General features: G+C 59.6%; 24 protein-coding genes and 1 riboswitch. Of the genes, 13 read left to right on the top strand and 11 right to left on the bottom strand.

Features of this window, described 5'->3' with window-relative positions:
- The first annotated feature begins 318 nt into the window (after window positions 1–318).
- The 4 genes from G5221_RS18555 (at window position 319) to G5221_RS18540 (ending at window position 5,415) form a co-directional block, all read left to right on the top strand.
- Window positions 319–771, top strand: coding sequence for a pullulanase (locus G5221_RS18555; RefSeq protein ID WP_005349109.1), 453 nt, complete (start codon window positions 319–321; stop codon window positions 769–771).
- Window positions 772–982: 211 nt separating this feature from the next.
- Entirely contained in the window at window positions 983–3,130 is a 2,148-nt protein-coding gene (locus G5221_RS18550; protein ID WP_421263674.1) for an adenosylcobalamin-dependent ribonucleoside-diphosphate reductase, read from the top strand.
- Between the two features lie 10 nt (window positions 3,131–3,140).
- Complete coding sequence (locus tag G5221_RS18545) at window positions 3,141–3,824, top strand: NrdJb (protein ID WP_144713660.1); 684 nt, start codon at window positions 3,141–3,143, stop codon at window positions 3,822–3,824.
- A gap of 220 nt (window positions 3,825–4,044) precedes the next feature.
- On the top strand, window positions 4,045–5,415 hold the full coding sequence (locus G5221_RS18540) for a PhoH family protein (RefSeq protein ID WP_005358170.1): 1,371 nt from the start codon (window positions 4,045–4,047) through the stop codon (window positions 5,413–5,415).
- 78 nt (window positions 5,416–5,493) lie between these two features.
- Here the strand turns inward: G5221_RS18540 and thiQ are convergent, their stop codons facing one another.
- Genes thiQ through thiB form a run of 3 tightly spaced genes read right to left on the bottom strand, consistent with a single transcriptional unit; the run spans window position 5,494 to window position 8,772 of the window.
- Window positions 5,494–6,189, bottom strand: coding sequence for a thiamine ABC transporter ATP-binding protein (thiQ, locus tag G5221_RS18535; RefSeq protein ID WP_368208303.1), 696 nt, complete (start codon window positions 6,187–6,189; stop codon window positions 5,494–5,496).
- The gene (thiP, locus tag G5221_RS18530; protein ID WP_421263673.1) at window positions 6,176–7,795 is read right to left on the bottom strand and encodes a thiamine/thiamine pyrophosphate ABC transporter permease; all 1,620 of its coding nucleotides are present in this window, start codon (window positions 7,793–7,795) and stop codon (window positions 6,176–6,178) included. Before thiP ends, thiQ begins: the two co-directional genes overlap by 14 nt.
- Window positions 7,792–8,772, bottom strand: a complete 981-nt coding sequence (gene thiB, locus G5221_RS18525) for a thiamine ABC transporter substrate binding subunit (RefSeq protein ID WP_236271637.1) — start codon at window positions 8,770–8,772, stop codon at window positions 7,792–7,794. The genes thiP and thiB overlap by 4 nt, the downstream gene beginning before the upstream one ends.
- Before the next feature lie 60 nt (window positions 8,773–8,832).
- A riboswitch (TPP riboswitch) is annotated at window positions 8,833–8,923 on the bottom strand.
- Between the two features lie 89 nt (window positions 8,924–9,012).
- Between thiB and G5221_RS18520 the strand changes: the two genes are divergently transcribed.
- The gene (locus tag G5221_RS18520) at window positions 9,013–9,303 is read left to right on the top strand and encodes a PilZ domain-containing protein (protein ID WP_005339160.1); all 291 of its coding nucleotides are present in this window, start codon (window positions 9,013–9,015) and stop codon (window positions 9,301–9,303) included.
- A 30-nt stretch (window positions 9,304–9,333) separates the two neighbouring features.
- On the opposite strand, the gene G5221_RS18515 is transcribed toward G5221_RS18520, so the two are convergent.
- The 5 genes from G5221_RS18515 to leuA form a co-directional block, all read right to left on the bottom strand.
- Window positions 9,334–10,263, bottom strand: coding sequence for a transglutaminase domain-containing protein (locus G5221_RS18515; RefSeq protein ID WP_266135457.1), 930 nt, complete (start codon window positions 10,261–10,263; stop codon window positions 9,334–9,336).
- 116 nt (window positions 10,264–10,379) lie between these two features.
- The gene (leuD, locus tag G5221_RS18510) at window positions 10,380–10,979 is read right to left on the bottom strand and encodes a 3-isopropylmalate dehydratase small subunit (protein ID WP_421263672.1); all 600 of its coding nucleotides are present in this window, start codon (window positions 10,977–10,979) and stop codon (window positions 10,380–10,382) included.
- Window positions 10,980–10,991: 12 nt separating this feature from the next.
- Window positions 10,992–12,389, bottom strand: a complete 1,398-nt coding sequence (leuC, locus tag G5221_RS18505; RefSeq protein ID WP_266135455.1) for a 3-isopropylmalate dehydratase large subunit — start codon at window positions 12,387–12,389, stop codon at window positions 10,992–10,994.
- 33 nt (window positions 12,390–12,422) lie between these two features.
- Entirely contained in the window at window positions 12,423–13,508 is a 1,086-nt protein-coding gene (leuB, locus tag G5221_RS18500) for a 3-isopropylmalate dehydrogenase (RefSeq protein ID WP_111900669.1), read from the bottom strand.
- Window positions 13,509–13,640: 132 nt separating this feature from the next.
- A complete protein-coding gene (leuA, locus tag G5221_RS18495; RefSeq protein ID WP_266135454.1) occupies window positions 13,641–15,203 on the bottom strand; it encodes a 2-isopropylmalate synthase in 1,563 nt (520 codons plus the stop codon).
- A 408-nt stretch (window positions 15,204–15,611) separates the two neighbouring features.
- On the opposite strand from leuA, the gene G5221_RS18490 reads away from it, so the two are divergent.
- From G5221_RS18490 to G5221_RS18455, 8 genes are all read left to right on the top strand, one after another.
- Window positions 15,612–16,232 (top strand): TetR/AcrR family transcriptional regulator, encoded by a 621-nt coding sequence (locus G5221_RS18490; protein ID WP_005349170.1) that lies wholly within the window; start codon window positions 15,612–15,614, stop codon window positions 16,230–16,232.
- Between the two features lie 126 nt (window positions 16,233–16,358).
- Window positions 16,359–16,862 carry a phosphatase PAP2 family protein gene (locus G5221_RS18485; RefSeq protein ID WP_266135453.1) on the top strand — a complete coding sequence of 168 codons (504 nt, stop codon included), beginning with the start codon at window positions 16,359–16,361 and terminating at the stop codon, window positions 16,860–16,862.
- Window positions 16,859–17,968 (top strand): MJ1255/VC2487 family glycosyltransferase, encoded by a 1,110-nt coding sequence (locus G5221_RS18480; RefSeq protein WP_266135452.1) that lies wholly within the window; start codon window positions 16,859–16,861, stop codon window positions 17,966–17,968. Before G5221_RS18485 ends, G5221_RS18480 begins: the two co-directional genes overlap by 4 nt.
- A gap of 37 nt (window positions 17,969–18,005) precedes the next feature.
- Window positions 18,006–18,158 (top strand): hypothetical protein, encoded by a 153-nt coding sequence (locus G5221_RS18475; protein WP_005339147.1) that lies wholly within the window; start codon window positions 18,006–18,008, stop codon window positions 18,156–18,158.
- Window positions 18,159–18,547: 389 nt separating this feature from the next.
- Window positions 18,548–20,266 (top strand): acetolactate synthase 3 large subunit, encoded by a 1,719-nt coding sequence (locus tag G5221_RS18470; RefSeq protein WP_005339146.1) that lies wholly within the window; start codon window positions 18,548–18,550, stop codon window positions 20,264–20,266.
- Entirely contained in the window at window positions 20,266–20,760 is a 495-nt protein-coding gene (gene ilvN, locus G5221_RS18465) for an acetolactate synthase small subunit (RefSeq protein ID WP_005311605.1), read from the top strand. The genes G5221_RS18470 and ilvN overlap by 1 nt, the downstream gene beginning before the upstream one ends.
- A 104-nt stretch (window positions 20,761–20,864) precedes the next feature.
- A complete protein-coding gene (locus G5221_RS18460) occupies window positions 20,865–21,491 on the top strand; it encodes a LysE family translocator (protein WP_266135451.1) in 627 nt (208 codons plus the stop codon).
- A gap of 135 nt (window positions 21,492–21,626) precedes the next feature.
- Window positions 21,627–22,586, top strand: coding sequence for a LysR substrate-binding domain-containing protein (locus G5221_RS18455; protein ID WP_266135450.1), 960 nt, complete (start codon window positions 21,627–21,629; stop codon window positions 22,584–22,586).
- A gap of 89 nt (window positions 22,587–22,675) precedes the next feature.
- Here the strand turns inward: G5221_RS18455 and G5221_RS18450 are convergent, their stop codons facing one another.
- The 3 genes from G5221_RS18450 to G5221_RS18440 are packed head-to-tail and all read right to left on the bottom strand — an operon-like array spanning window position 22,676 to window position 25,121.
- Entirely contained in the window at window positions 22,676–23,857 is a 1,182-nt protein-coding gene (locus tag G5221_RS18450; RefSeq protein ID WP_236283346.1) for a M20 metallopeptidase family protein, read from the bottom strand.
- A complete protein-coding gene (locus G5221_RS18445; protein ID WP_033114935.1) occupies window positions 23,857–24,306 on the bottom strand; it encodes a hypothetical protein in 450 nt (149 codons plus the stop codon). The genes G5221_RS18450 and G5221_RS18445 overlap by 1 nt, the downstream gene beginning before the upstream one ends.
- Window positions 24,303–25,121 carry a DUF3100 domain-containing protein gene (locus tag G5221_RS18440; protein ID WP_005339140.1) on the bottom strand — a complete coding sequence of 273 codons (819 nt, stop codon included), beginning with the start codon at window positions 25,119–25,121 and terminating at the stop codon, window positions 24,303–24,305. The genes G5221_RS18445 and G5221_RS18440 overlap by 4 nt, the downstream gene beginning before the upstream one ends.
- Window positions 25,122–25,140: the final 19 nt, after the last annotated feature.

The raw sequence follows: 25,140 nt of genomic DNA, 5'->3' as shown, positions 1-25,140 counted from the left end.
GCATTCGCCATGCGAGAGTAGGACACTGCCAGGCACCCAATACAAGAAACCCCGCTCATCGAGCGGGGTTTTTTATTACCTGCTATTCAGCAAGTCGCCAGCTTATTAAGCTTTTCCCTTCTTGTCATTCATTGAATCCCCCTGTGAAGCCCCAAAAGGATCTCCTTTCGTGTTCAATATTTGCTCGCTGGTTCAATGGGTTGGATATAAAAAACACAGAATGTGATGCCTCTACCTTTCTTGTGATGCCCGCTCTGGTTTAATTCTTCAGTCCACATGGATGGACCAAGGAATCACAATAATTTAAGGAATAGACCCATGTTCAAAAGAACAGTAACGATGATGCTGGCGGCGGGAACCCTGGTATTAGGCGGTTGCGCATCCAATGGTGGTGCAGAGCAGGCGGGGGCAGACAACAGCGACTTCGGTGGCAAGTCCATCTACCTGCGCGGGGAGATGAACGACTGGATGGCGACTGATGAAAGCAAGGTAGTCAAGGTGGCCGACAAGCTCTATATGGCCAAAGGCACCCTCAAGAAAGAGTGGGCCCCCTACAAGTTCAAGTTTGCTGATTCAGGCTGGAGCTGCGGGACCAACTTTGGTTACAAGAGCCCGAGTGATGGTGTTGCCGTGTTGGGTGGTGAGGCGGTGCCGGTCAACCCCTGCTCCAAGTATGAGGACATGAAGTTCTCACCGGATGCTGATGGCGTCTACGAGTTCTATCTGAATATGGCGGGTGAAACACCGACCGTTTACGTCAAGAAGCCCTGATCTATCTCTGAGTGTTAAATCTCTCAGCAAATTAATCAGTTAAGTGCCCTGGCCCAGAAATCTGCTGGCCGGGGCATTTTTTTAGGTTAGAATCTGCGCCCTCATGGCATCAGGTGTACTATATGTTGTGTCATTAATTTTAGATGGCACCATTAGTTGTGTTTTCTGCTGTTGTCATGATGTTGATGCATTCACATAAGGTTGATTGAAAATGGCTAAATCGAACCCGGTGCTGGAGAGTGAGCTTGGCTCCCGCCTTATCCCCATGCAGGAAACGTCCCTCGAGATCTGGGATAGCAAGTATCGCCTCAAGAGCAAGGATGGCACTCCCATCGACAACTCTATCGATGAGACTTACCAGCGGGTAGCCCGTGCGTTGGCAGAGCAGGAGCCGGAACCGGAGGCCTGGTATGAGCCGTTCCTGTGGGCGCTGCGCAATGGGGCCATTCCGGCGGGTCGCATCACCTCCAACGCCGGGGCGTTTGAGCACAAGCCTGCCACTTCAACCATCAACTGTACTGTTTCCGGTACCATCGAAGATTCGATGGACGATATCCTCGGCAAGGTGCACGAGGCTGGCCTGACCCTGAAAGCCGGGTGCGGTATCGGCTATGACTTCTCGACCCTGCGCCCGCGGGGTGCCTTTGTCTCCGGTGCCGGTGCCTACACTTCCGGCCCGCTCTCCTTTATGGATATCTATGACAAGATGTGTTTCACCGTCTCGTCAGCCGGTGGCCGTCGCGGCGCCCAGATGGGCACCATGGATATCCGCCATCCCGATGTGATCGAGTTTATTCAGGCCAAGCGTGAAGATGGCCGTCTGCGTCAGTTCAACCTCTCCCTGCTCATCACCGAAGATTTCGTCAAGGCGGTGAAAGAGGATGCACCTTGGTCGCTGATCTTCCCCTACACCGCCAAAGAGGTGGAGCAGGATGGCATTGCGCTGGACGATCCTGCTCAGGTGCTATGGGCCGACTGGCCCAACAAGGAAGGGGTTGTATTCAACGAGCTGGGGCAGGTCGCCTGCAAGGTTTACAAGACCATGCCCGCCCGCAAGCTGTGGAATGTCATCATGACCTCGACCTATGACTATGCAGAGCCCGGCTTCATCCTGATCGACAAGGTCAACCAGATGAACAACAACTGGTTCTGTGAAGAGATCCGCGCGACCAACCCCTGTGGCGAGCAGCCTTTGCCGCCTTATGGCGCCTGCCTGCTGGGCTCGGTCAATCTGACCAAGTTTGTGCGCGACCCTTTTACTGAAAGCGCTGCGTTCGATTGGCAGGCGTTTCGCAAGGTGGTGGCCATCTTTACCCGCATGCTCGACAACGTGGTGGAGATCAATCAGCTGCCGCTAGCCAAACAGCGCGAGGAGATCACAGCCAAACGCCGGCATGGCATGGGTTTCCTGGGTCTTGGTTCGACCCTGACCATGCTGCAGATCAAGTACGGTTCTGCCGCGTCCGTCGCCTTCACCGAGCAGGTATCCCAGGAGCTGGCGATGACCGGCTGGCAGGAGTCCCTGCGTCTTGCCAAGGAGAAGGGCCCGGCCCCCATCATGGAGCAGGAGTTTGAAGTGACCGGCAAGATGCTGCGTCTGCGCCCCGAGATGGCGGCTGATGGCATCAAGGTGGGCGACAAGGTGAAGGGCAAGGTGCTGCACGCACGCTACAGCCGTTACATGCAGCAGGTTGCCGAGGTGGATCCTGCGCTGGTCGCCGAGCTGGCGGAAGTGGGTGGTCGTTTCACCCATCACAGCAGTATTGCGCCCACCGGCACCATCTCGCTGTCACTGGCCAACAACGCCAGCAACGGCATCGAGCCGAGCTTTGCTCACCACTACAGCCGCAACGTCATCAAGCCGGGCAAGAAGAGCAAGGAGAGCGTGGATGTCTACTCCTTCGAGCTGCTGGCCTACCGCGAGCTGGTGAATCCGGTCGCCATGCCGTACAGCGAAGAGGAGGCGAGCCGCCTACCTGAGTACTTCATTACTGCTGATGACATCACTCCGGCGCAGCATGTGGACATTCAGGCGGCGGCCCAGCGCTGGATCGACTCCTCCATCTCCAAGACTGCCAATGTGCCGACCGATTTCCCGTTCGAGCAGTTCAAGGATATCTACATGTATGCCTCGGACTCCGGCCTCAAGGGCTGCACCACCTTCCGCTTCAATCCGGAGGCCTTCCAGGGCGTGCTGGTGAAGGAGAAAGATCTGGAGAACACCCTCTATGAGTTCACTCTGGAGGATGGCTCCGTCATCTCCGTCAAGGGGAACGAAGAGATCGAATACGATGGCGAGCTGCATACGGCCGCCAACCTCTACGACGCCTTGAAAGAAGGCTATTACGGTAAATTCTGAGAACGACATTATGGTCAAGAAGATCGACAAAAAAATCGTCGCCTACAAGGTGCGTACCAAGGATGAGCCGCAAGAAGATCTCTCTGCGCAGGATGACGTGGTGCACATGCACGAAACCGTGCTGCGCCCGGAGCGGCTGATGGGCACCACCTACAAGCTGAAGACGCCGGAGCATGTCTCCGAGCACTCACTGTTCATCACCATCAACGACATCATTCTCAACGAGGGCACGGTTCACGAAACTCGCCGTCCGTTCGAGATTTTCATCAACTCCAAGAGCCTGGAGCACTATCAGTGGATCGTGGCGCTGACCCGCATCATCTCGGCGGTATTCCGCAAGGGTGGGGATGTCACTTTCCTGGTGGAGGAGCTGCGCTCGGTGTTTGATCCCAAGGGCGGATACTGGAACAAGGGCAAGTACGTTCCATCGCTGATCGCCGAAATTGGCAACGTGATCGAGAGCCATCTCACCGAGATAGGCATGCTCAAGGCGCCGGGGTTGGACGAGCATCAGCAGGCGTTTCTGGCCGAGAAGCAGGCCGAGTTGAAGGCGGCTCAGGAGGCTGAAGAGCAACAGACTGGCAGTGGTTTCCCGGCCAATGCCGCGCTCTGCTACAAGTGCCACACCAAGGCGCTGGTGCTGAAGGATGGCTGCATGACCTGCCTCAACTGTGGCGACTCCAAGTGCGGCTGACAAACATGCTCAAGTAGTTGAACGATAGAAAAAAGACCGGCCACAGTGCCGGTCTTTGTATTGCTGTTTTTATGCGCAATCAAATCAGGCGGCCCAGTGATTTGTTGCGCGATAGTAAAATCGGGCGTAGCGTTGAGGGTAATAAAACTGTCACGGCCGTGTGGTTTCAATGACATCTGAGATTCACACACGTGGCCCTTCAGTGCCAAGGAGGATGCTTATGGACAATACGGACCGAAAGCTGTTTATCCTGGATACCAACGTTCTGCTTCACGAACCCCTCGCTATCTACTCCTTCAAAGAGCACGACGTGCTCATCCCCATGACGGTGCTGGAAGAGCTCGATAACATCAAGGATCGCAACAAGGATGTCAGCCGCGACGCGCGGGTGGCCATTCGTGCGCTGGAAGATGTGTTCCGCGATGCAACCCCGGATCAGATCACCCAGGGCGTGCCGCTGGCTGGCGAAGCGAGCGGCAATATCTGCATCTTCAGCGATCACCATCTGCCGCAGGATGCCGAGGTCTTTACCGACAAGGAGGCCGACAACCGCATCATCAACGCGGCCCTCTATCTGCAAAAGCACGAGTTGAAGCGTCAGGTGGTGCTGGTCACCAAAGACATCAACATGCGCCTCAAGGCCAAGGGGGCCGGGCTTGCTCACGTTGAAGATTACCGTAGTGACCAGCTGATCGATGATATCCGCCTGCTGGCCAAAGGCTTTCAGGTGGTGCCCGGCAGCTTCTGGGAGCGGGTTGGCGAGTGCGAGAGCGAGACCCATGGCCGCGACACCATCCATGTGATCGATGCCAATCTGCTGGAAGGGGTTCATGTAAACCAGTATCTGGTGGATGAAGAGAATTTCTTCGCCGCCCGGGTGCTCAGCCACGATGGCAACAAGATCCGCATCAAGGATCTGGGCCGCGAGCGACTGATGTCTCGCAAGGCGTGGGGTGTACACCCCAAGAATGTCTATCAGGGGATGGCGCTGGATGCACTGCTCGATCCGCACATCGATCTGGTGATCCTGACCGGCCCTGCGGGTTGCGGCAAAACCTTGCTGGCCATGGCGGCGGCTTTGGAGCTGGTGATTGAGAAGGGCATTTACGAGAAGGTGATCGTCACCCGGAATACCCCGGAAATTGCTGAGAGCATCGGCTTCCTGCCCGGCACCGAAGAGGAGAAGATGATGCCCTGGCTGGCGGCGGTGACCGACACCCTGGAGGTGCTGCACAAGCAGGACGAGAACATGAGCGGCTCGCTCAGCTACATCATGGAGAAGGCCAACATCCAGTTCAAATCGGTCAACTTCATGCGCGGGCGCAGCATCCAGAACACCTTCGTGCTGCTGGATGAGTGCCAGAACCTGACCGCGTCCCAGATCAAGACCATCATCACCCGCTGCGGCGAGGGCACCAAGATCGTCTGCTCCGGTAACCTGGCCCAGATCGACTCTAACTACCTGAGCCCGGTGACCTCGGGTCTGACCTACATCGTCGAGCGTTTCAAGGATTTTGACGGCAGTGCCAACATCTTCCTCAACGGCGTGGTACGCAGCCGACTGGCCTCGTTCGCCGAGGAAAACCTCTGATTAAACTGAATATTTCCAGATACAAAGGGAGGCCAATCGGCCTCCCTTTTTGATCCCGGCGCAGTCTTGTGCCAAGGGCTATTGACCCAGATAGCGCAGCAGCCCCGGGTGGTCGCTATTTTGTAGAATATCCGGCTTGCCTTGCAGGGCGATGCGCCCCTCGTCGACAAACAGCACCTGATCGGCGATAAGCTGGGCATCCTCCGGATTGTGGGAAACCATCAACACGGTAATGCCCTGCTCGCAGGCGAGGCGGGCCACTTCGGCCAGCATCTCCCGACGCAGGGCCGGATCGAGGGCAGAGAAGGGCTCATCCAGCAGCAGCAGCGGTTTGCCGCGCACCAACGCGCGAGCCAGCCCGACCCGCTGCTGCTGGCCGCCAGAGAGCTGTTCAGGCAGGCGGCTTAGCATCTCGCCAAGACCAACCCGCGCGGCTGCATCGATCACCTGTACCCGCTGGGCTGCACTCAGGCGCAGGCCCGGGTGCAAGCCGATGGCGATGTTGTCGAACACCGACAGGTGGAGGAACAGGTTGTGATCCTGAAACAGGGTGGTGACTGGCCGCTCGGCTGGCCCCAGCGGCAGCAGATCTTCACCATCGAAGCTGAGGCTGCCTGACTCCACCGGCACGAAACCGGCGATCATTCCGAGCAGGGTCGACTTGCCTGCGCCGCTTGGGCCGATCAGTGCGGTGATCTCCCCCTTGGGCAGCTTCGCGTTGAAGCTGACGCGCCAGTCGGGGTAGCTGGTCACCAGCGTATCAATGTTCAGCATGTTTTCCTCCAAGCCCCCGCTCCACCAGCCAGAACAGGGAGAAACAGAGCGTCAGCAGCAGCAGAGCGGTGGCGGCTGCCTCGGTCAATCGGTAGCTGCCGAGCTGCTGGTAGAGCAGCCAGGGCAGAGTGGTGAGCTCCTGACTGCCAAACATGGCAATGGCGCCAAGATCCCCCAGCGAGAGGATCATCGACAGCGCCATCGCCAGTGCCAGCGGGCGGCGCAGCAGCGGCCACTCCACCAGTCGCAGGCGATGCAGGCCGCGTACCCCCAGACTGTCCGCCAGCCGATCGTACTGGCGTACCACCAACTGCATGGGGGCAGAGAGGGTGCGCATCACATAGGGCAGCGCCATCAGGGCGTTGACCAGCACCACCAGCCATGGGCCGAGTGCAAATACATCGGCAAAGGGCATAAACAGGATAAAGAGTCCGGTGGAGAGCACCACCGCCGGGATCATCAGGATCATCGAACCGCTGGCCTCCCACAGGGCCGCAGCGCGCCGCTGGCGGGTGCGCACCTTGAGGTGACGGCTGGTGAGCAACAGGCCGCTGCCAAGCAGGGTGGCAAGGGTGCCCGCCGCCAGCGCAATCAACAGTGACTGGCCGCTCGCCTGCCACAGCTTGCTGGACGTGAGCGCCGTCAGCAGGTCGGGTTGAAGGCCTGCCACCACGATGGCCAGCAGCGGTGGCAGAAAGATGGCGAGCCCGATGCTGAGCGAGAGGAGATCCACCACGGCCGTGCCTGGCTGATGGCGATCCGGCCGCAGGCAGGGACGACGGGGTGTCACCCTGCTGGCCGGGGTGCTCTGCAGCTTGTGCTGCAGGGCGAGCAGGGCGGCGGTCAGGATCAGCTGCACCAGCGCCAGTCCGCCTGCGGTGGCGAGATCGAAGTCAAAGCGCAGCGCCTGATAGACGGCCACCTCCAGCGTGGTGGATTTCGGACCGCCTCCCAGCGCCAGCACTGTGGTGAAGCTGGTGAAGCAGAGCATAAAGATGAGGCTGGCCAGCCCCGGCAATATGCCGCGAATAAGAGGCCACTCCAGCAGCCGGAAGATATGGGATGAGCGCATGCCGAGCTGGCTGGCAAGGCGCCAGCTCGATTCGGGGATGCTCTCTATGCTCTGCAGCATCAGGCGGGCCGCCAGCGGCATGTTGAAGAAGACGTGGGCCAGCAGGATACCGAACAGGCCGTAGAGATAATTGCCTGGATCCAGCCCCAAGGTGCGCAGCAGCTGCGGCAGCCATCCCTGTTTGCCGTGGACAGCCACGATACCGAAGATGGCGATGATGACCGGCAGAACCAGCGAGAGGCCAAACAACTTGATCAGCAGGGTGCGGCCAACGAAGCGCCGCCGCGCCAGCGCGCGGGCCACCGGAATGGCGAGCCCGAGACTGAGCAGGGTGGAGAGCAGTGCCTGCCCCAGACTGAAGCCCAGCACATGACGCAGATAAGGATCTGCGAGCAGGGTGCGGGGGGCCAGTGAACCGGCCTGCCACAATAGGGCCGCCAGCGGCCCGAGGGATAACAGCAGGATCAACAGGGTAGCTACACTGCCCGGCAACCACCAGAGGGGACGAGCCTGTAGTTTCAGATAATGGCTCACTGGGTGACGGCTTGCAGCCACTCGCGGATCCACCCTTTGCGATTGGCGGCCACCTCATCGCTGCTGAAGGCGAGCGGCTTGGCTACGGTGATCATCTGCTCGAAGCCCTTGGGCAGCGGCGTGTCGATAACGGGATACATCCAGTTGCCGGTCGGGATCTCGTTCTGGAAGGCGGGGCTCACCATAAATTGCAGGAACTGGTCAGCCAGCTTCTCCTGTTTGGCGCTCTTCAGCTTGGCGGCCACTTCTACCTGACGGTAGTGCCCCTCTTCAAATGCCGCAGCCTGATACTGGGGCTTGCTCTCGGCAATCAGGTGATAGGCCGGAGAGGTGGTGTAGGAGAGCACCATGTCCGCTTCGCCATCGAGGAACATGCCATAAGCCTCTGACCACCCCTTGGTGACGGTAACCGTCTTTTTGGCAAGCTCGCCCCAGGCGGCAGGCGCCTTGTCGCCGTAGACAGACTTCATCCACAGCATCAACCCCTGCCCCGGGGTGGAGGTGCGGGGATCCTGATAGATCACTTTGAGGTCGGGACGCTCCACCAGCTCTTTCAGGCTCTTGGGCGGCTGCTTGAGTTTGTCCTTGTCATAGACGAAGGCGAAGTAGCCGTAGTCGTAGGGGACGAAGGTGTCATCCTGCCAGCCACCCGGCACCTTGATGCCATCCAGCTTGGCGGGATGGGGGGCGAACAGACCGCTCTGCTTGGCTTCGCTGATGAGGGCATCGTCGAGCCCCAGCACCAGATCGGCCTTGCTGTGGTTGCCCTCCAGCCGCAGCCGGTTGAGGATGGCGACCCCATCTTCGAGGGGAACCAGATTGAGGGTGCAGTCGCACTCTTTCTCGAAGGCCTGTTTGATCTTGGGCCCCGGACCCCACTCGGCAGTGAAAGAGCTGTAGGTGTAGACGGTGAGGGTGTCGGCGGCGAACACATTGGCCGACAGCAGGCCGGTGGTGACCAGCAGCAGGGTCTTCATGGGTGGCACTCCCTATTACTTGTTAATAACGAGGTGCCAGCGGGTGAGGGCGCAAAAAATGAGCGCCATGCCTCAAATTCCTCCGCCAGCATTATCTGGATCAGGTACACGGGTATAATCTCAGCGGTAAACCGCACCCCGTTTGAGAAACGAACCGCATTGTATTAACGTTCTTTTGGGTAGACCAGCACAATTGTGCAATACCCATGAGATGACGCCCACCCAACAGAGGATGTTCGCGTGCTTACCAATACCAAGGAAAGGCGTGCCTTTGCGCGCATGGTCATCAATGCTCCGGTCACCGTCTATCAGCAGCAGCTGGTGCTGGAGGGGATCTGCCGGGATCTCAGTGCCAACGGCATGGGAATTGCGGTCTCTGAACACCAGCTCGACATCAATCAGCCCATCCGGATCAGTCTTGCCACCAACAACAACCTGTTGCCTCCCTTTGAAGCTCATGCCCGTATTATCCGGGTGCTGGAGGAGGAGAGCGGGTTGCTGCTGGCGGTGGAGTTTCTGCCTCAGGGTTAATCCTCTCTCCTCATCGGCAGAGGGAGGGGGTTAGCCTTTTTCCTGAACCGGTTGCACACTCAACTGCTTGCTATCGACCAGCGTTTTGCTGGTCGAAGCTATTTGGCCCGCAGGCAAGGTGGCGGGGCCTGTGGGTTCGAGCAGCAGGTAGTTTTGCCCCTGCCAGTTGAGGGTCGCATCCCCCGGCTTGGCGGGCAGGTCAACAGCCAGCAGGGCATGGCCGGGGACGAACACCATGGCCTGTTTCAGCTCGGGAAAGAGCTGGGCCAGCATGGCGGCCATCAGAGTCACCTTGCTGTCGCAATCACCCCGGTTCTGTTCCAGTACCTGACGGGGCGGGAGGAAGCCCTTGCCCTGTCTTCCATTCAGGCTGTCGAGCTGCTGATAGGGGATGCTCTGGATAAAGGTGAGCATATGGGCCACGGTTTTCTGGCGCGCTTCTGTTTCGGTACTGCCCTGCTGTTTGAGCTGATCCGCCAGCGGAGCCAGCCCGCTGCGACTCTCCAGCGCGATGCGCACATGATCTTGCTTCACCGCCAGCTGCCCGTCGGGGGTGTTGAAGTACTGGAAGTAGTGTTTGGTCAGCCACGCCTGCTCCTCTTTGCTCCGCTTGGACTGCAGAAAGGCCATCGCCTCGCGTGCCTTGTCCTGATTGCGGCTTTTCAGATGCAGCTCCAGCGAGGGGCGGGAGAGGGTGAACTGCACCTCGGGGTAGTTCTGGCGCACCTCCCGCAGCAATACCTGCAATACCTCCTCCTGCATTCTGGCCGGGCGATAGGCGATGAGAGGCGGTAACTTGCCCTGTTCGAGCCGGTAGGTGAGCTGTTGGGATTTGCCTTCGCTATCCTGCCAGCCGACGCTGATCTGGCCGAGGCTGTTGTTGAAGCTGGTTTGGCTGGCCCCCGCAGGCAGGGCAAGCAGCAGGGCACAGAGCAGAGGAATTGCCGTCGGTCTCTTCATCATCCTTTCCTGTGGCACGGGCCAGTTCCGGTGGTCCAAAGTGGGAAGCGTCGCGGACAGTAAAACAGGGAGCCGAAGCTCCCTGTTGATTCTACTCGTTTTTTGCAACTGGCTGATTAAATCCAGCTCGGCTGCTTTGCCTCAAAGGCGCTGATGGTGGCCTCGTGCTGCAGGGTCAGGCCGATGGCATCCAAGCCGTTGAGCAGGCAATAACGGCGGAATTCGTCGATCTCGAAACCGAAGCTGAGGCTACCTGCACGTACCTGATTCGCTTCCAGATCCACTTCGATCTGGATGCCCGGCTGGGCGGCGACCAGCTGGAACAGGGCGTCGACCTCCTCCTCCTTCAGACGCACCGGCACCATGCCGTTGTTGATAGCGTTGCCGTAGAAAATGTCGGCAAAGCTCGGGGCTATGATGGTCTTGAAGCCGTAGTCGGCCAGCGCCCAGGGGGCGTGCTCGCGACTCGAGCCGCAGCCGAAGTTCTCCCGCGCCAGCAGGATGCTGGCACCGGCGAATTGCGGCTGGTTGAGTACGAACTCGGGGTTTGGCTGCTGGCCGGCATCGTCCAGAAAGCGCCAGTCGTGGAACAGGTGCTTGCCAAAACCGATGCGGTTGACCTTCTGCAAAAACTGCTTGGGAATGATGGCGTCGGTGTCGACGTTGGCGCTGTCGAGGGGGACGACGATCCCTGTATGCTGTTTGAATCCTGTCATCGAAATGTCCTCTTACAGTGCGCGAATGTCGGCGAAGCGGCCGGTGACGGCGGCAGCGGCGGCCATGGCCGGGCTGACCAGATGGGTGCGGCCGGCGCGGCCCTGACGCCCTTCGAAGTTGCGGTTGCTGGTGGAGGCGCAGCGCTCCCCCGGTTGCAGCCTGTCGTTGTTCATGGCCAGACACATGGAGCAGCCGGGCAGGCGCCACTCAAAACCGGCCTCGATGAAGATCTTGTCCAGCCCCTCGGCTTCGGCCTGCGCCTTCACCTGCTCGGAACCCGGCACCACCAGCGCCTGCACGCCAGCGGCAACCTTGCGACCGCGAGCGATGGCGGCGGCGGCGCGCAGATCCTCGATGCGGCTGTTGGTGCACGACCCGATAAATACTTTGTCGATGGCAACGTCGGAGAGCTTCTGACCCGGTTGCAAGTCCATGTAGGCGAGCGCCTTGCGGGCTGACTGCTGCTCCATCAGATCGCTGAAGGATTCCGGCGCCGGAATGGGTTCATTAACGGCAATCACCTGCCCCGGGTTGGTGCCCCAGGTGACCTGCGGGGCGATATCGGCGGCGTCCAGCACCACTTCGGCATCGAAGTGGGCGCCTTCATCGCTCTTGAGGCTCTGCCAGTAGGCGATGGCCTGCTCCAGTACCTCGCCCTTGGGGGCAAACTCCTTGCCACGGATGTAGTCGATGGTGGTCTGGTCGGGGGCAATCATCCCCGCTTTGGCGCCCAGCTCGATGGCCATGTTGCACACCGTCATCCGCCCTTCCATGGTGAGGCCTTCGATGGCCTCGCCGGCGAATTCCACCACATAGCCGGTACCGCCGGCATGGCCGACCTTGCCAATAATGGCCAGCACCACGTCCTTGGCACTGATGCCCTCGGCCAGCTTGCCGTTGACCGAAATGCGCATGGTCTTGGCGCGGCCCTGTTTCAGGGTCTGGGTTGCCATCACATGTTCCACTTCGGAAGTGCCGATGCCGAACGCCAGCGAACCGAAGGCGCCGTGGGTGGCAGTGTGGGAGTCACCGCAGACGATGGTGGTGCCGGGCAAAGTGATGCCGAGCTCGGGGCCCATCACATGGACGATCCCCTGATATTTGTGGTTGAGATCGTAGAGGCGAACCCCGAACTCCTTGCAGTTGTCCGCCAGCGTCTCCATTTGGATGCGGGCCATCTCGCCGGAGGCGGCGATGTCCTTGGTGGTGGTGGAGACGTTGTGATCCATGGTGGCCCAGGTCAGATCCGGGCGGCGCAGCTGGCGATTCATGGCGCGCAGGCCGTCGAATGCCTGCGGGCTGGTCACTTCATGCACCAGATGGCGGTCGATGTAGATGAGGGGGGTCTCCTCCTCCACTTCCCGTACCACGTGGGCGTCGAATACTTTCTGATAGAGGGTCTTGGCCATTGCTTCTCTCTTCCTTGTTCTCTGTTATGTGGCTCAGATCCGGGCGGCGATCTGGCTACCCATCTCGGACGTGCTCTGCACCGGATGGCGGGCGCTGGCCTGATGCAGGTCGGCGGTGAAGTAACCCTCGGCCAGGGTCTGGGCCACGGCCTGCTCAATGGCCTGGGCGGCAGCCTCTTGGCCTAGGCTGCAACGCAGCATCAGGGCGGCGGAGAGGATCTGGGCAATGGGATTCGCAATACCCTTGCCGGCGATATCCGGGGCCGAACCACCGGCCGGTTCGAACAGGCCGAAACCCGATTCGTTGAGGCTGGCGGAGGGGAGCAGCCCCATGGAGCCAGTGATCATGGCACACTCGTCGGAGAGAATGTCGCCAAACAGGTTGGAGCAGAGCAGCACATCGAACTGGGATGGATCCTTGATGAGCTGCATAGTGGCGTTGTCGATATACATATGGTTCAGTTCGACATCGGGATAATCCTTGGCAACTTGCGTCACCACCTCGCGCCACAGAATGGAAGAGGCGAGCACGTTGGCCTTGTCGATGGAGGTGACCTTGCCACGGCGCACACGCGCCGACTCAAAGGCAATCTTGGCGATGCGCTCAATCTCGAAGCGGTGATACACCTCTGTGTCGAACGCCTTCTCTTTCGCGCCTTCTCCCTCGCGCCCCTTGGGCTGGCCGAAGTAGATGCCGCCGGTCAGCTCGCGTACGCAGGCGATGTCAAAACCGCGATCCGAGATGTCGGCACGCAGCGGGGAGAACTGTTCCAGACCGGTGTAGATGCGGGCCGGGCGCAGGTTGCAGAACAGTTTGAAGTGGGCACGCAGGGGCAGCAGGGCACCACGCTCAGGCTGATCGTTGGGCGGCAGATGCTCCCATTTCGGGCCGCCCACCGAGCCAAACAGCACGGCATCGGCCGCTTCGCAGCCTTTGATCGTGCTTTGCGGCAGCGGGGTGCCGTGGTTGTCGATGGCGATGCCGCCCACGTCATGGTTATCATACTCGAAGGCGAGGCCGAACCTGGCCTGCACCTTCTCCAGCACCTTGACGGCTTCGGCCATCACTTCCGGGCCAATGCCGTCACCCGGCAATACTGCGATCCGATAACTGCTCATACACTCTCCATCCTGATATTGTCTTTGAGATCCCTCTGTCCGGTTTCCCCGACGCTGCGCGCGGTTGCCGGTTCAGACGTTCCCCGTCTTGATGTTGTCATTCCATGCCGTCTGTGTGGCAGCGAGTCCTGCTCAGACGGTTTCTGATTTGATGCTGTTATTGCGTTCCATCTGTTCGGCGACCTGATCGGCGCGCCAGATGCTGTTGATCACATGGAGCAGGGCGTGGGCCGAGGATTCGATGATGTCGGTGGCCAGTCCCATGCCGTGGAATTTGCGCCCTTTGTACTCGGCGACGATATCGACCTGACCGAGGGCATCTTCCCCTTCGCCCTTGCTCTTGAGGGCGTATTTGTCGATGCGGATCTCATAGCCGGTGATGCGGTTGATGCACTGGTAGACCGCATCCACCGGGCCATTGCCGGTGGCCGCTTCACAGATCAGATCCTGACCCACCTTCAATTTGACCGAGGCGGTGGCCAGTACCGAGCTGCCGCTCTGCACCCCGAGGTACTCCAGTTTGAAGTGCTCCGGCTCTTCGTGGATCTGGCTGAAGAAGGCCAGCGCTTCGAGGTCGTAGTCGAACACCTGACCCTTCTTGTCGGCCAGGGTCAGGAATTTGCCATAGAGGTGGTCGAGGTCGTAGCTGCTCTCGGCATAACCCATGGACTCCATCCGGTGCTTGATAACGTGGCGGCCGGAGCGGGAGGTCATGTTGAGGTTGTTCTGGGTCAGGCCGATGCTCTCGGGAGTGATGATTTCGTAGGTATTTTTCGCCTTGAGCACCCCATCCTGATGGATGCCGGAGCTGTGGGAGAAGGCGTTGGCCCCGACGATCGCCTTGTTGGGCTGCACCGGCATGTTGCAGAGCTGGCTGACCAGCGTGCTGGTGCGATGAATTTCGCTGTGGCGGATATTTGTTTGTACCCCGAGCAGGTCGGCGCGGGTTTTGAGGATCATCGCCACCTCTTCCAGCGAGCAGTTGCCGGCCCGCTCGCCGATGCCGTTGATGGTGCACTCGATCTGGCGAGCTCCCATCTGCACTGCGCCGATGGAGTTGGCTACCGAGAGCCCCAGATCGTCGTGGCAGTGGACCGAGATGATGGCCTTGTCGATGTTTGGCACCCGGTTGAACAGGGTATGGATGATGCCGGAGAACTCTGTCGGTACCGTGTAGCCGACGGTATCCGGGATATTGATGGTGCGGGCGCCCGCCTTGATGGCGGCCTCCACCATGCGGCAGAGGTTATCGATGGGGGTGCGGCCCGCATCCTCGCAGGAGAACTCCACATCGTCGGTGTAGCGCAGCGCATGCTTGATGGCGCTGGTGCCCATCTCCAGCACATCCTCGAAGCTCTTTTTCAGCTTGCTCTCCACATGGATGGAGGAGGTGGAGATGAAGGTGTGGATGCGAAAGGCGTCGGCAACTCGCAAGGCCTCACCGGCGGCATCGATATCCTTGGGCAGAGCGCGGGCCAAGGCACAGACCCGGCTGTTCTTGATATGGCGGGCGATGGTCTGCACCGAGTGAAAATCGCCGGGAGAAGAGACCGGGAAGCCCACCTCCATGACGTCGACACCGAGCCGCTCCAGCGCCTGGGCTATCTGCAGCTTCTCCTTGACTGTCAAACTGGCCGCCAGGGCCTGCTCACCATCACGCAAGGTGGTGTCGAATATGATGACCCGATCTGACATGTGACTTCCCTCTTCCTAAGTTCGGTAACGTGCATCCTGCGGCGGCATAAAAAAACCCGTGCAGGGTGCACGGGTTTTTGTAAATTCCGGCTATGCCTTAGCCCGGCTACAAGGATCCCGCGCGAGTTAACGCGATTAGGGAGATTAGTAGTAGCGGGGTGGCGATACGCATGACGTTGTTATTCCTTCCAGTCGATAACGCTTTTACCAATATCGAGATTTTTATGCTGTGTCAACACGGAAGGTCAGGGGCAATCTGCTGACGTATTTAATCGGATTGTAAAGGATTGCAAATTTCCTTGTCCCATATTCGGCCCATGACCGATTATCTGGTCATTCCTGCTGTGCTCTATTCTCTGCACAACCAGATCGACTTATCAGCATTGGCTGAATTATCTGAGGTGTTAAATGGAAAAACGTAGACCTGGTCGTCCGGTCGGACGTTCTGACATTCGTGACAAGTTACTTGCTGCCGCCCGTGAGCGTTTTCTCAATACTCCCTATAGCAAGGTAACTACACGCGAAATCGCGGAGCTTGCTGGCTCCAATCTGGCAATGATCCACTACTACTTCGGCAGTAAAGAGGGTCTTTACAAGGCGGTGCTGGGCGATGTCGCCGAGCCCCTCGACCATGCCTGGCAAGATGAACACAGCAATCACAGCCTCAACGAGCTGCTCAATACCTACTATCAGGTGATGGCGCCCAACAGCGAGCTGACCTCTGCCATCTCCAGCGCATTGTCGACCGAGAAGAGCCCGGGCCGGGATTTTGTGCTGAACCGCCTGCTGGAACGCCAGCTGCCGCAGTTCGATGCCCTGCTGGAAACCATGAAGTCCAACGGCGAGCTGGGTGACAACCTGGATCCCGACATGCTGAAGATCTCCTTCCTCAGCATGATGTGGCAGCCATTCGTGATGAAAGATCTCTACGAGCAGGTGTTTGGCCTGAAAGTGGATGAGCACTTTATGGCCCGTCTGGCTGACCACAACTGCCGTCTGATGGAGACCGGTCTGCGCGGCAGCCACTGATTTTGCCGAAACATCGAGATTAAAAAGGGCCATTCGGCCCTTTTTTCATAAATCTGTTATCCCTTGTTCAACGTAACGTCATCCCGCTTTCTTACTCTGCAAGCAGAATTCAGGGAAGGAGGGGATATGAACAAGATCCAGCAATGGGACCTGCAGGTGTGCCGTGTCTGCCTGCTTCACGGCTACAACCGGCAGCAGGCGAGGGTGAGTCGTCTCATTTCCCGTACCGGTGATGGCCCGCTTTACGCCGTGCTGGCCGCCCTGCTCTGGTGGCAGGGGGAAGCAGAGCGGGAATTGGTGCGACTGGCGCTGCTTGCCTTCGCCATCGAACTGCCCCTCTATCTGCTGCTAAAAAACAGCCTGAAACGGCAACGGCCAGTCGGTTTGCCGGTCTTTATCACCCCCTCCGATCGCTACAGCCTTCCCTCCGGCCATACCGCCGCAGCCTTTCTGATGGCCACCATACTGGCCACCGGTTTTCCGCTCTGGGCACCCCTGCTGTTTGGCTGGGCGGCACTGGTGGGGGCATCCCGGTTGCTGCTCGGGGTACACTACCTGAGCGATCTGGTAGCCGGTGCTCTGCTGGGGGGCGCTTGCGCCGTGCTGGCGCTCGGCTGGAGCCATTCATGAGGATACTGTTCGGGGTGCAAGGCACCGGCAACGGTCATATCAGTCGCAGTCGCACCTTGGCGCGGGCGCTGCGCACGGCAGGGGTCGAGGTGGATTATCTGTTTAGCGGCCGCCCCGCCGACCGCTACTTCGACATGGAGGAGTTCGGCGCCTACCGCGCCTTTCTCGGCCTCACTTTTGTCAGTCACGAGGGGCGAGTTTCTCCGTGGCGCACCCTGCAGGCCGCCTCGCCGCTCACCTTCTGGCGGGATCTGCGGTCTCTCGATTGCAGCGAATACGATCTGGTGGTGAGCGATTTTGAGCCGCTGACCGCCCACGCTGCCCGCCGCTATGGCAAGCCGAGCCTCACCGTCAGTCATCAGGCCAGCTTCAACTGGCCCATACCGCGTTGGGGGGAGGATGGGGTCAGCCGCCAGCTGATGCGCCACTTTGCTCCTGTGGATCAGCCGCTCGGGCTGCACTGGTTTCACTTCGGTCATCCCTTGCTGCCGCCGGTGATCGACCCTATCGCCGCTGCGCCGGATAACGGCGAGATCCTGGTCTATCTGCCATTCGAGCAGACCGAGGCGATCGCCGCCCTGTTGTCGCGCTTTGGTCAGCAGCGCTTCGTCTGCTTTCACCCCGCCATTCGTACCTCCAGCCAATGGCGCAACCTGCGCTTCGAACCGCCATCGCGGCACGGGTTTATCGCCGTACTGGCCGGTTGTCGCGGCGTTATATCCAACGCGGGTTTCGAGCTGGCTTCCGAGGCGCTCACCCTCGGCAAGAAGCTGCTGGTTAAACCCCTCGGTGGTCAGTTCGAGCAGCTGACCAATGGCAAGACTCTGGAGATGATGGGGCTGGCAACTCTGATGGATGTGCTCGATGCCAATCTGGTGCGTACCTGGCTCGACAGCGCCTCGCCGGGGGCAGTCTGTTACCCCGATGTAGCGGGGGAGCTGGCCCGCTGGTTGGCTGCGGGCGCTGACGAGAGCGTGGCCTCTCTGTCGCGGCGGCTCTGGGCTCGCACCCTGTTTCCGGAGGAGGTTAGTGATCGCCTGAGCGAGCTGGATGGGGGCGACTGTTTATCCAGTTGCTGGTTATCGCAAGTGAGCGTTGTTGACTAGACTGAAAGGCGATCCCACCAAGGAGAGGACGGAGCAAATGCGCTTTACCAATGAAAACGGCGAAGTCATGAACCTGGCTGACAATCTCACCCTGCACGAGTTACTCGATATGGGTGTCAGCATCTCGGTCAGTGAAGAGACCGATCCCGATCAGCAGATCTGGCTGGCGGAGCCGGATCAGGAGAACTGAGTCATCATTCGGCATCAAGCCCACCGCTGAGCGGTGGGCTTTTTTGTGGCTGTTTTCCCCTCTGCGGAATGATCCGCTGGCCATTCCCCGACTTCCTTCCCTTTTGTCTCATGGTCTCTACGGCAAGTCATTGAATGTTAATAGTCGGTTGAAATGTATGACTGTTCTGGTCAGATAAAGCCGTGGACAAGCGTTATGAAGCGGGTTAAGTTGGTTTTTCACCCTATTTTCGGGTGAATGACGGAAAAATCCTTTTTTTCTACTGTCGACGGGGCTGAATTGGGCCGATCTGCATTCAGATAACAACAAGAAACGGATCGGGCTGTGCCGGGAAGCACGGCATCGTCGGCGGGATTCGCTAAACGGAGCAAAGCCTGGAGGGCTTTATCATGGAGATGTTATCAGGCGCCCAGATGGTGGTTAGAGCGCTGGAAGATCAGGGAGTTGAGCACGTCTTCGGCTACCCTGGTGGCTCAGTGCTCGACATCTATGACGCTCTCTTCGAAAACGGCAAGATGGAGCATGTCTTGGTGCGGCACGAGCAAGCCGCGGTTCACATGGCTGACGGTTACGCCCGTTCCACCGGCAAGGTGGGGACTGTGCTGGTAACGTCAGGCCCGGGAGCGACCAACTGCATTACCGGTATTGCCACCGCCTATATGGATTCCATTCCGCTGGTGATCCTCTCCGGCCAGGTGCCGACCAGCATGATCGGTGAGGATGCGTTCCAGGAGACCGACATGATCGGTATCTCCCGCCCGGTGGTGAAGCACAGCTTCCTGTGCAAGAAGGCGAGCGATATTCCCGAGGCCATCAAGAAGGCCTACTACATTGCCGCCAGCGGCCGCCCGGGGCCGGTGGTGGTGGATCTGCCCAAAGATGTGCAGAACCCGAAAGAGAAATTCCCCTACCAGTATCCCGAGACGGTCTCCCTGCGCTCCTACAACCCGACCAAGTCTGGCCATAAAGGGCAGATCAAGCGGGCAGCCAAGCTGCTGGTAGAAGCCCAGCGCCCGGTGATGTACGTGGGCGGTGGCGCCATCAACGCCAATGCGGACCATCTGGTGACCAAACTGGCGGAGCTGCTGAACCTGCCGGTGACCACCACCCTGATGGGGCTGGGGGCCTTCTCCGGTGTTCATCCGCAATTTATCGGTATGCTGGGGATGCACGGCACCTTCGAAGCCAACAAGACCATGCACAACGCGGATCTCATCTTCGCCGTGGGTGCCCGCTTCGATGACCGCGTCACCAACAACGTGGCCAAGTTCTGCCCCAATGCCACCGTGGTTCATATCGATATCGACCCCACCTCCATCTCCAAGACGGTGCAGGCCCATGTGCCCATCGTTGGCTCGGTGGAAACTGTGCTGGAGCAGATGTTGGAAGTGATCCGCGAGTGTGGCTTCGATAACGACAAGGAGGCGCTGGCGGACTGGTGGAGCCAGATCAACCAGTGGCGCTCCCGTCACTGTCTGGCCTACGAAAAGTCGGCCACCCAGATCAAGCCGCAACAGGTTATCGAGACCCTCTACAAAGTGACTCAGGGTCAGGCGTTCGTCGCCTCCGACGTGGGCCAGCACCAGATGTTTGCTGCCCTCTACTACCCGTTTGCCAAACCGCGCCAGTGGATCAACTCAGGGGGCCTCGGCACCATGGGCTTCGGCATTCCGGCCGCCATGGGGGCCCAGTTTGCCAACCCGGATGCGGTGGTCTGCTGCGTCACCGGGGATGGCTCGGTGCAGATGAACATTCAGGAGCTCTCTACCTGCATGCAGTACGGAGTGCCCATCAAGATCATCTCCATCAACAACCGTGCGCTGGGCATGGTCAAGCAGTGGCAGAAGATGTTCTACGGCGGTCGTCACAGCCACTCCTACATGGAGTCCCTGCCGGACTTCGTCAAACTGGCGGAAGCCTACGGCCACGTCGGCATCGCGGTGAGCGATCCGGCGGAGCTGGAGAGCGCCATGGAGAAGGCCTTCGCCATGAAGGATCGGCTGGTGTTCATGGATATCTCGGTCGACCCGGATGAGCACGTCTATCCGATGCAGATCAAGTTTGGTGCCATGGATGAGATGTGGCTGAGCAAGACGGAGAGAACCTGATGAGACATATAATTTCCGTTCTGCTGGAGAACGAATCCGGCGCCCTGAGCCGGGTGGTGGGCCTCTTCTCCCAGCGCGGCTACAACATCGAGACCCTGACGGTGGCACCGACCGAGGATCCCACCCTGTCACGCATGACCATAGTCACCATGGGTGACGAGCGGGTGCTGGAGCAGATCCAGAAGCAGCTGCACAAGCTGGTGGATGTGCTCAAGGTGTGTGACTTGAGCGAAGGGGAGCATATCGAGCGGGAGATCGCGCTGGTCAAGGCGCGCGCCGCCGGTGGGGCCCGTGATGAGCTGAAACGGTTGGCGGATATATTCCGTGGCCAGATCGTCGACGTCACCCCGGAGCAGTACACGGTACAGCTGGTGGGCACCAGCGAGAAGCTGGATGCCTTTATCAAGACTGCCGCCCAGACCAACGAGATCATCGAAGTGGTGCGCTCCGGCGTCTGCGGCATCTCGCGGGCGGACAAGGCGCTGCGGCCCTGATCGCTGGCGGGACAGCTGATGACACGTCAGCTGCCGCAGAGTGAAAGAAAAGAGGGCTCTGCGGAGCCCTTTTTGTTTGGTTTTTCTTTACGAGGGGAGGGGTGATGTTCGGTATTCATGATCTTGCACTGTTTATGGTCTCGGGGTTGCTGCTCAATATCATGCCGGGGCCCGACTCCCTGCTGGTCATGCTGCGCAGCGGCTCGCAAGGGTGGCGTGCCGGTTCGGTCGCGACGTTGGGCATTGGCACCGGTGTCATGGTGCATGTGCTGGCGGCGGCCCTCGGTCTGTCGGCCCTGCTCAGTGCCTCGGCCGAGCTGTTTGCCCTTATCAAGCTGGTTGGTGCCATCTACCTCATCTATCTGGGGTTCTCTCTGCTGCGCCAGCAGGCAACGGGGGCAATGGAGAGAGGGGCTACTTTACCTGCCCTCTCCTATGGCCAGATTTACCAGCAAGGGGTGCTGACCAATGTGCTCAACCCCAAGGTCGCACTCTTTTTCCTCGCCTTCGTGCCCCAGTTCATCGCGCCGGATGCCCCCGACAAGGCGCTCGCCTTTATTCTGCTCGGTTGCATCTTCAATCTGGGCGGCATCATCTGGTGTCACCTGCTGGTCTTTACTACCGTCTATGCCAGCCACAAGGTACGCTTGTCACAGCGTCTCGGTCGCTGGCTCAACCGGGGCATTGGCACCCTGTTTGTCGGGCTAGGGATCAAGCTCGCCAGCGACTAGCTCGCTGCTTTCTGACCTGAGGCAGATTATCGTGCACCGCGCTGTGGTATGGTCGGCAGTCAGCTGCGGGGCCAGCCCCGCTCTCTCTTTTTCAGGTCAGCCCCACTGGCCGCAGCAGCGAGATCCCTTGCCCAGATGAACATCGCCCGGCTCAAGAACTTTACCGAGATTGTGAAGAACAACTTCAACATCTCGGCGACGGCGGAGAAGCTCTACACCTCCCAGCCAACCCTCAGCAAGCAGATGAAGATGCTGGAAGATGAGCTGGGGCTCGCCCTCTTTACCCGCAAGGGGAAGAATCTGGTCGGCTTGACCAGCGCAGGCGAGCAGGTGATGGAGCTGGCCAAGGGGGTGGTGGCACAGGTGGAGCAGATCAACCAGCTGTCGCTCGGGGAGCAGCTGGCCACCAGCGGGGTGCTGCGTATCGCCACCACCCACACCCAGGCGCGCTACAAGCTGCCAGCGGTGATCACCGAGTTCAGTCGTCGCTACCCTGACGTGGCGATCCAGCTCCATCAGGGGGCGCCTGCCCAACTGGCCCAGATGGTGCAAAGCGGCGATGTAGATATGGCGATCGCCACCGAGTCCATGTATCTGTTCGATGAGCTGGCCGCGGTGCCCTGCTATCGTTGGGGGCGCAGCGTAGTGGTGCCGCACGGTCATCCGCTGATCGACTGCCAGCCGCTCTCGATGGCGGATCTGGCCCGCTATCCCCTCATCACCTATGTGTTCGGCTTTACCGGTCGCTCCAAGATGGACAAGGCTTTCAGCCGCCACGGCCTCTCGCCGAAAACCGTGCTGACCGCCACCGATACCGATGTGATCAAGCACTACGTCCGGCTTGGTATGGGGGTCGGGGTGATCGCCAGCGTGGCCTTCGACGAGGGGGACAGGGAGGATCTGGTGAGCCTCAACATCGACCACCTGATTGCCTCAAGCACCACCCATATCTGTCTGCGCAAACATGCCCACCTGCGCGACTATATGTACGACTTCATCCACCTCTATGCCCCCCATATCAGCCGGGAGACGGTGCAGCTGCACCTTATCAACCAGCCGCCCGCCGTCAATATGGTGGAGTTGCCGTGGCTCTAGCCGCGGGGTGTCTGCCGCGTACAGAGCAAAAATACTGAGATAAAAAAGAGAGGCCTTGGCCTCTCTTCTGGTTTTATCGGTATGCGGGATTAAGCGCTGCGGGTCGCCAGATTGATAAAGATCTGGGCTCCGACCAGCAGGCAGTCGTCATCGAGGTAGTAGGGGTTGGCATGCAGGTAGTTGCAGATCCCCTTGGCCTGACAGCCGCTGCCGAGGAAGAACATGGCCCCCTTGCGGCCACGGCAGGCGTTGACCATGTAGCTGAAATCCTCGCTGCCGGTCATCGGCTGACCCTGAGCGTTGATCCCCTCGGAGGGCAATACGTCGGCGGCCGCTTGCAGCAGACGGGCGCAGGCATCGGCGTGGTTCTCGACCGCCGGATACCCGGCATAGACCATTTTGGTCTTGAAGCCGCGAAGTTCGCTCTGGGCCACGATCTCCTTGAAGCTGTTCTTCAGGATCTGGTCGGTCTCGGCATCCATGGCACGGATGGTGCCGCGCGCCTGCACATGGTCGGCGATGGCGTTGGGGATGGTGCCGCCGTTGATCATGCCGCAGCCAAACACCGCCGGGCTGAACGGGCTGGTGCGCTTGGCGACGATGTAGTCCATGTCCTCGATGATCCGCACCGCTTCACGGATGGCATCCAGCCCCTTGTGGGGGGTGGAGCCGTGGGCGGAGATACCGTGCACATCCAGCGTCCAGGCAGAGCCCCAGGAGGACATGACACCGTGGTTGAACTTGATGGTGCCGGTTTCCATGGCGCCGTCGTTATGGAGGGCATAGACCTCGTCCACCCCCTTCATGCAGCCCAGTTCGACCATCTTCTCGGCGCCCGGCACCCGCATATCCTCTTCCGCCATCTGGAAGATAAAGCGGACGTTGTACAGCAGGCGATCGCGGTTGGCGGCCAGAAACTTGGCCGCGGTCAGGGCGATCGCCATATGGGAGTCGTGACCACAGTTGTGAGCCATTCCCTCGTGGGTCGACTTGAACGCAACGTCGCTCATGTCGTGCATCTCGAGGCCATCCATGTCGGCCCGGAAGGCGATGGTCGGCAGCACAGGATCAACCACCAGATCGCCGTGAAAACCGGTGAAGCCTGGGTAGTCGGTGAGGCGGTAGCCAAAGCCTGCCATCAGCTCGCGGCAGTAGGCCGAGGTCTTGAACTCGACGCCGGAGGCTTCCGGAATGGTGTGCAGATGGTGGCGCACTTCCTGACTGAAGTCGCGCAGGGCCAGCAGGGCCGGTTCAATGTGGATGTTGTTCATCAGATGATCCCTTGAATGGAGAAGCCGAGCTGGGCCACCAGCGAGGCGCCGAAGAAGCAGCAGGTGGAGACGATCATGAAGATCAGGATCACTTTCCAGGACATCTTCTTCAGCTCTTCCAGCTGACCGCCCACCGAGAGACCGGCGAAGGCCAGCAGCGGTACGCAGCAGGAGAGGAAGGAGATCTTGGCTACGGCGTCAATGAAGAGGCCGCGCACCGGGGTCTCCGGCAGGCAGATGAGAATGCCGATGATGGTGGCATAGGCAAACGCCGGCAGGGAGGAGGGCAGATAGCGCTTGGCAATCAGCGAAGCGAACACCACCAGCGACATGGCGATGAAGCTGTCACCCATCAGCCAGAGCGGGGTGCCGGTGGTCAGGGTCTGGGTGAACATGGCCAGCAGGATCGCCAGAAAGACAAACCGCATATCCATTACGATGCTTTTCATGCTTTCTCTCCTTTGGCAGTCAGGGCATAGATTTTTTCAGCGAGCGGCAGACCCAGATAGGTGAGGGAGAGAGCGCCGAGGGCAGATGAGAGCAGGTTCGAGGCTGCCGCGATACTCAACACCTGCTGAGCCAGCGCTTCGTCGAGACCGTTGATCAGGGCGCCGGAGGCGGCACTCAGCATGGAGCCTGAGCCCACACCGGAGCCGGCAGCCAGCGCCAGCGGGTGCAGGCCGGTGAGCGGGGCGATACTGCCCAGCACGCTGAACCAGAGGGTGCCGATCACGGAGCCGCACAGGTAGATTGCGAGCACGCCGATGTACTCCTGGGAGCCGGTGCCGAACTTGCCCTGAATTACCGCAACGGACGGCTCGCGACTGATGGAGGAGCAGGCCCCGATGGCGCGGCGGCCAAAGCCGAACTTCACCGCCAGCGGAATGGCGATCAGGATTGGCAGCAGGTTGCCAATCTCCTGCAGGAACAGCGGCACGCCGACGCTCAGGATCATCTTCAGGTTGGGGATGATCATCCCCGCGTACTGGGTGCCCAGGATCAGCAGGCTGAAGCCCACCATCTTGCCGCAGAAGCCCTCTTCTTTCTCGGTGAAGAGCTGCTTCCAGCCGGGTATGCGATCCTTGACCGGTTTGGCGGAGACAATCATGCCGATGATGACGGCAAAGAGCATCGGCAGGATCGGGATGATGGCGATGCCGATCTTGATCTCCTGTTTGCCTATCAGGTACTGGGCCACAAAGATCAGCATGGCGGTTGCCAATATGCTGACCGTGACCGTCTTGAGGGGGCTGGTTTGCTGCATAGTTTTTTCTCTTGTTATT

Source organism: Aeromonas sp. 602200, assembly GCF_049173895.1.
GTDB classification, from domain to species: domain Bacteria; phylum Pseudomonadota; class Gammaproteobacteria; order Enterobacterales; family Aeromonadaceae; genus Aeromonas; species Aeromonas veronii_A.
Note: the sequence above shows the minus strand (reverse complement) of the source record. Positions and strands in the feature narration are given on the sequence as shown.

What these genes read in the sequence shown, in the direction of transcription:
- G5221_RS18555 (WP_005349109.1), top strand. Translation starts at nt 319, where the DNA reads ATGTTCAAAAGAACAGTAACGATGATGCTGGCGGCGGGAACCCTGGTA.
- G5221_RS18550 (WP_421263674.1), top strand. Translation starts at nt 983, where the DNA reads ATGGCTAAATCGAACCCGGTGCTGGAGAGTGAGCTTGGCTCCCGCCTT.
- G5221_RS18545 (WP_144713660.1), top strand. Translation starts at nt 3,141, where the DNA reads ATGGTCAAGAAGATCGACAAAAAAATCGTCGCCTACAAGGTGCGTACC.
- G5221_RS18540 (WP_005358170.1), top strand. Translation starts at nt 4,045, where the DNA reads ATGGACAATACGGACCGAAAGCTGTTTATCCTGGATACCAACGTTCTG.
- thiQ (WP_368208303.1), bottom strand. Translation starts at nt 6,189, where the DNA reads ATGCTGAACATTGATACGCTGGTGACCAGCTACCCCGACTGGCGCGTC.
- thiB (WP_236271637.1), bottom strand. Translation starts at nt 8,772, where the DNA reads ATGAAGACCCTGCTGCTGGTCACCACCGGCCTGCTGTCGGCCAATGTG.
- G5221_RS18515 (WP_266135457.1), bottom strand. Translation starts at nt 10,263, where the DNA reads ATGAAGAGACCGACGGCAATTCCTCTGCTCTGTGCCCTGCTGCTTGCC.
- leuD (WP_421263672.1), bottom strand. Translation starts at nt 10,979, where the DNA reads ATGACAGGATTCAAACAGCATACAGGGATCGTCGTCCCCCTCGACAGC.
- leuC (WP_266135455.1), bottom strand. Translation starts at nt 12,389, where the DNA reads ATGGCCAAGACCCTCTATCAGAAAGTATTCGACGCCCACGTGGTACGG.
- leuB (WP_111900669.1), bottom strand. Translation starts at nt 13,508, where the DNA reads ATGAGCAGTTATCGGATCGCAGTATTGCCGGGTGACGGCATTGGCCCG.
- leuA (WP_266135454.1), bottom strand. Translation starts at nt 15,203, where the DNA reads ATGTCAGATCGGGTCATCATATTCGACACCACCTTGCGTGATGGTGAG.
- G5221_RS18490 (WP_005349170.1), top strand. Translation starts at nt 15,612, where the DNA reads ATGGAAAAACGTAGACCTGGTCGTCCGGTCGGACGTTCTGACATTCGT.
- G5221_RS18485 (WP_266135453.1), top strand. Translation starts at nt 16,359, where the DNA reads ATGAACAAGATCCAGCAATGGGACCTGCAGGTGTGCCGTGTCTGCCTG.
- G5221_RS18480 (WP_266135452.1), top strand. Translation starts at nt 16,859, where the DNA reads ATGAGGATACTGTTCGGGGTGCAAGGCACCGGCAACGGTCATATCAGT.
- G5221_RS18475 (WP_005339147.1), top strand. Translation starts at nt 18,006, where the DNA reads ATGCGCTTTACCAATGAAAACGGCGAAGTCATGAACCTGGCTGACAAT.
- G5221_RS18470 (WP_005339146.1), top strand. Translation starts at nt 18,548, where the DNA reads ATGGAGATGTTATCAGGCGCCCAGATGGTGGTTAGAGCGCTGGAAGAT.
- ilvN (WP_005311605.1), top strand. Translation starts at nt 20,266, where the DNA reads ATGAGACATATAATTTCCGTTCTGCTGGAGAACGAATCCGGCGCCCTG.
- G5221_RS18460 (WP_266135451.1), top strand. Translation starts at nt 20,865, where the DNA reads ATGTTCGGTATTCATGATCTTGCACTGTTTATGGTCTCGGGGTTGCTG.
- G5221_RS18455 (WP_266135450.1), top strand. Translation starts at nt 21,627, where the DNA reads ATGAACATCGCCCGGCTCAAGAACTTTACCGAGATTGTGAAGAACAAC.
- G5221_RS18450 (WP_236283346.1), bottom strand. Translation starts at nt 23,857, where the DNA reads ATGAACAACATCCACATTGAACCGGCCCTGCTGGCCCTGCGCGACTTC.
- G5221_RS18445 (WP_033114935.1), bottom strand. Translation starts at nt 24,306, where the DNA reads ATGAAAAGCATCGTAATGGATATGCGGTTTGTCTTTCTGGCGATCCTG.
- G5221_RS18440 (WP_005339140.1), bottom strand. Translation starts at nt 25,121, where the DNA reads ATGCAGCAAACCAGCCCCCTCAAGACGGTCACGGTCAGCATATTGGCA.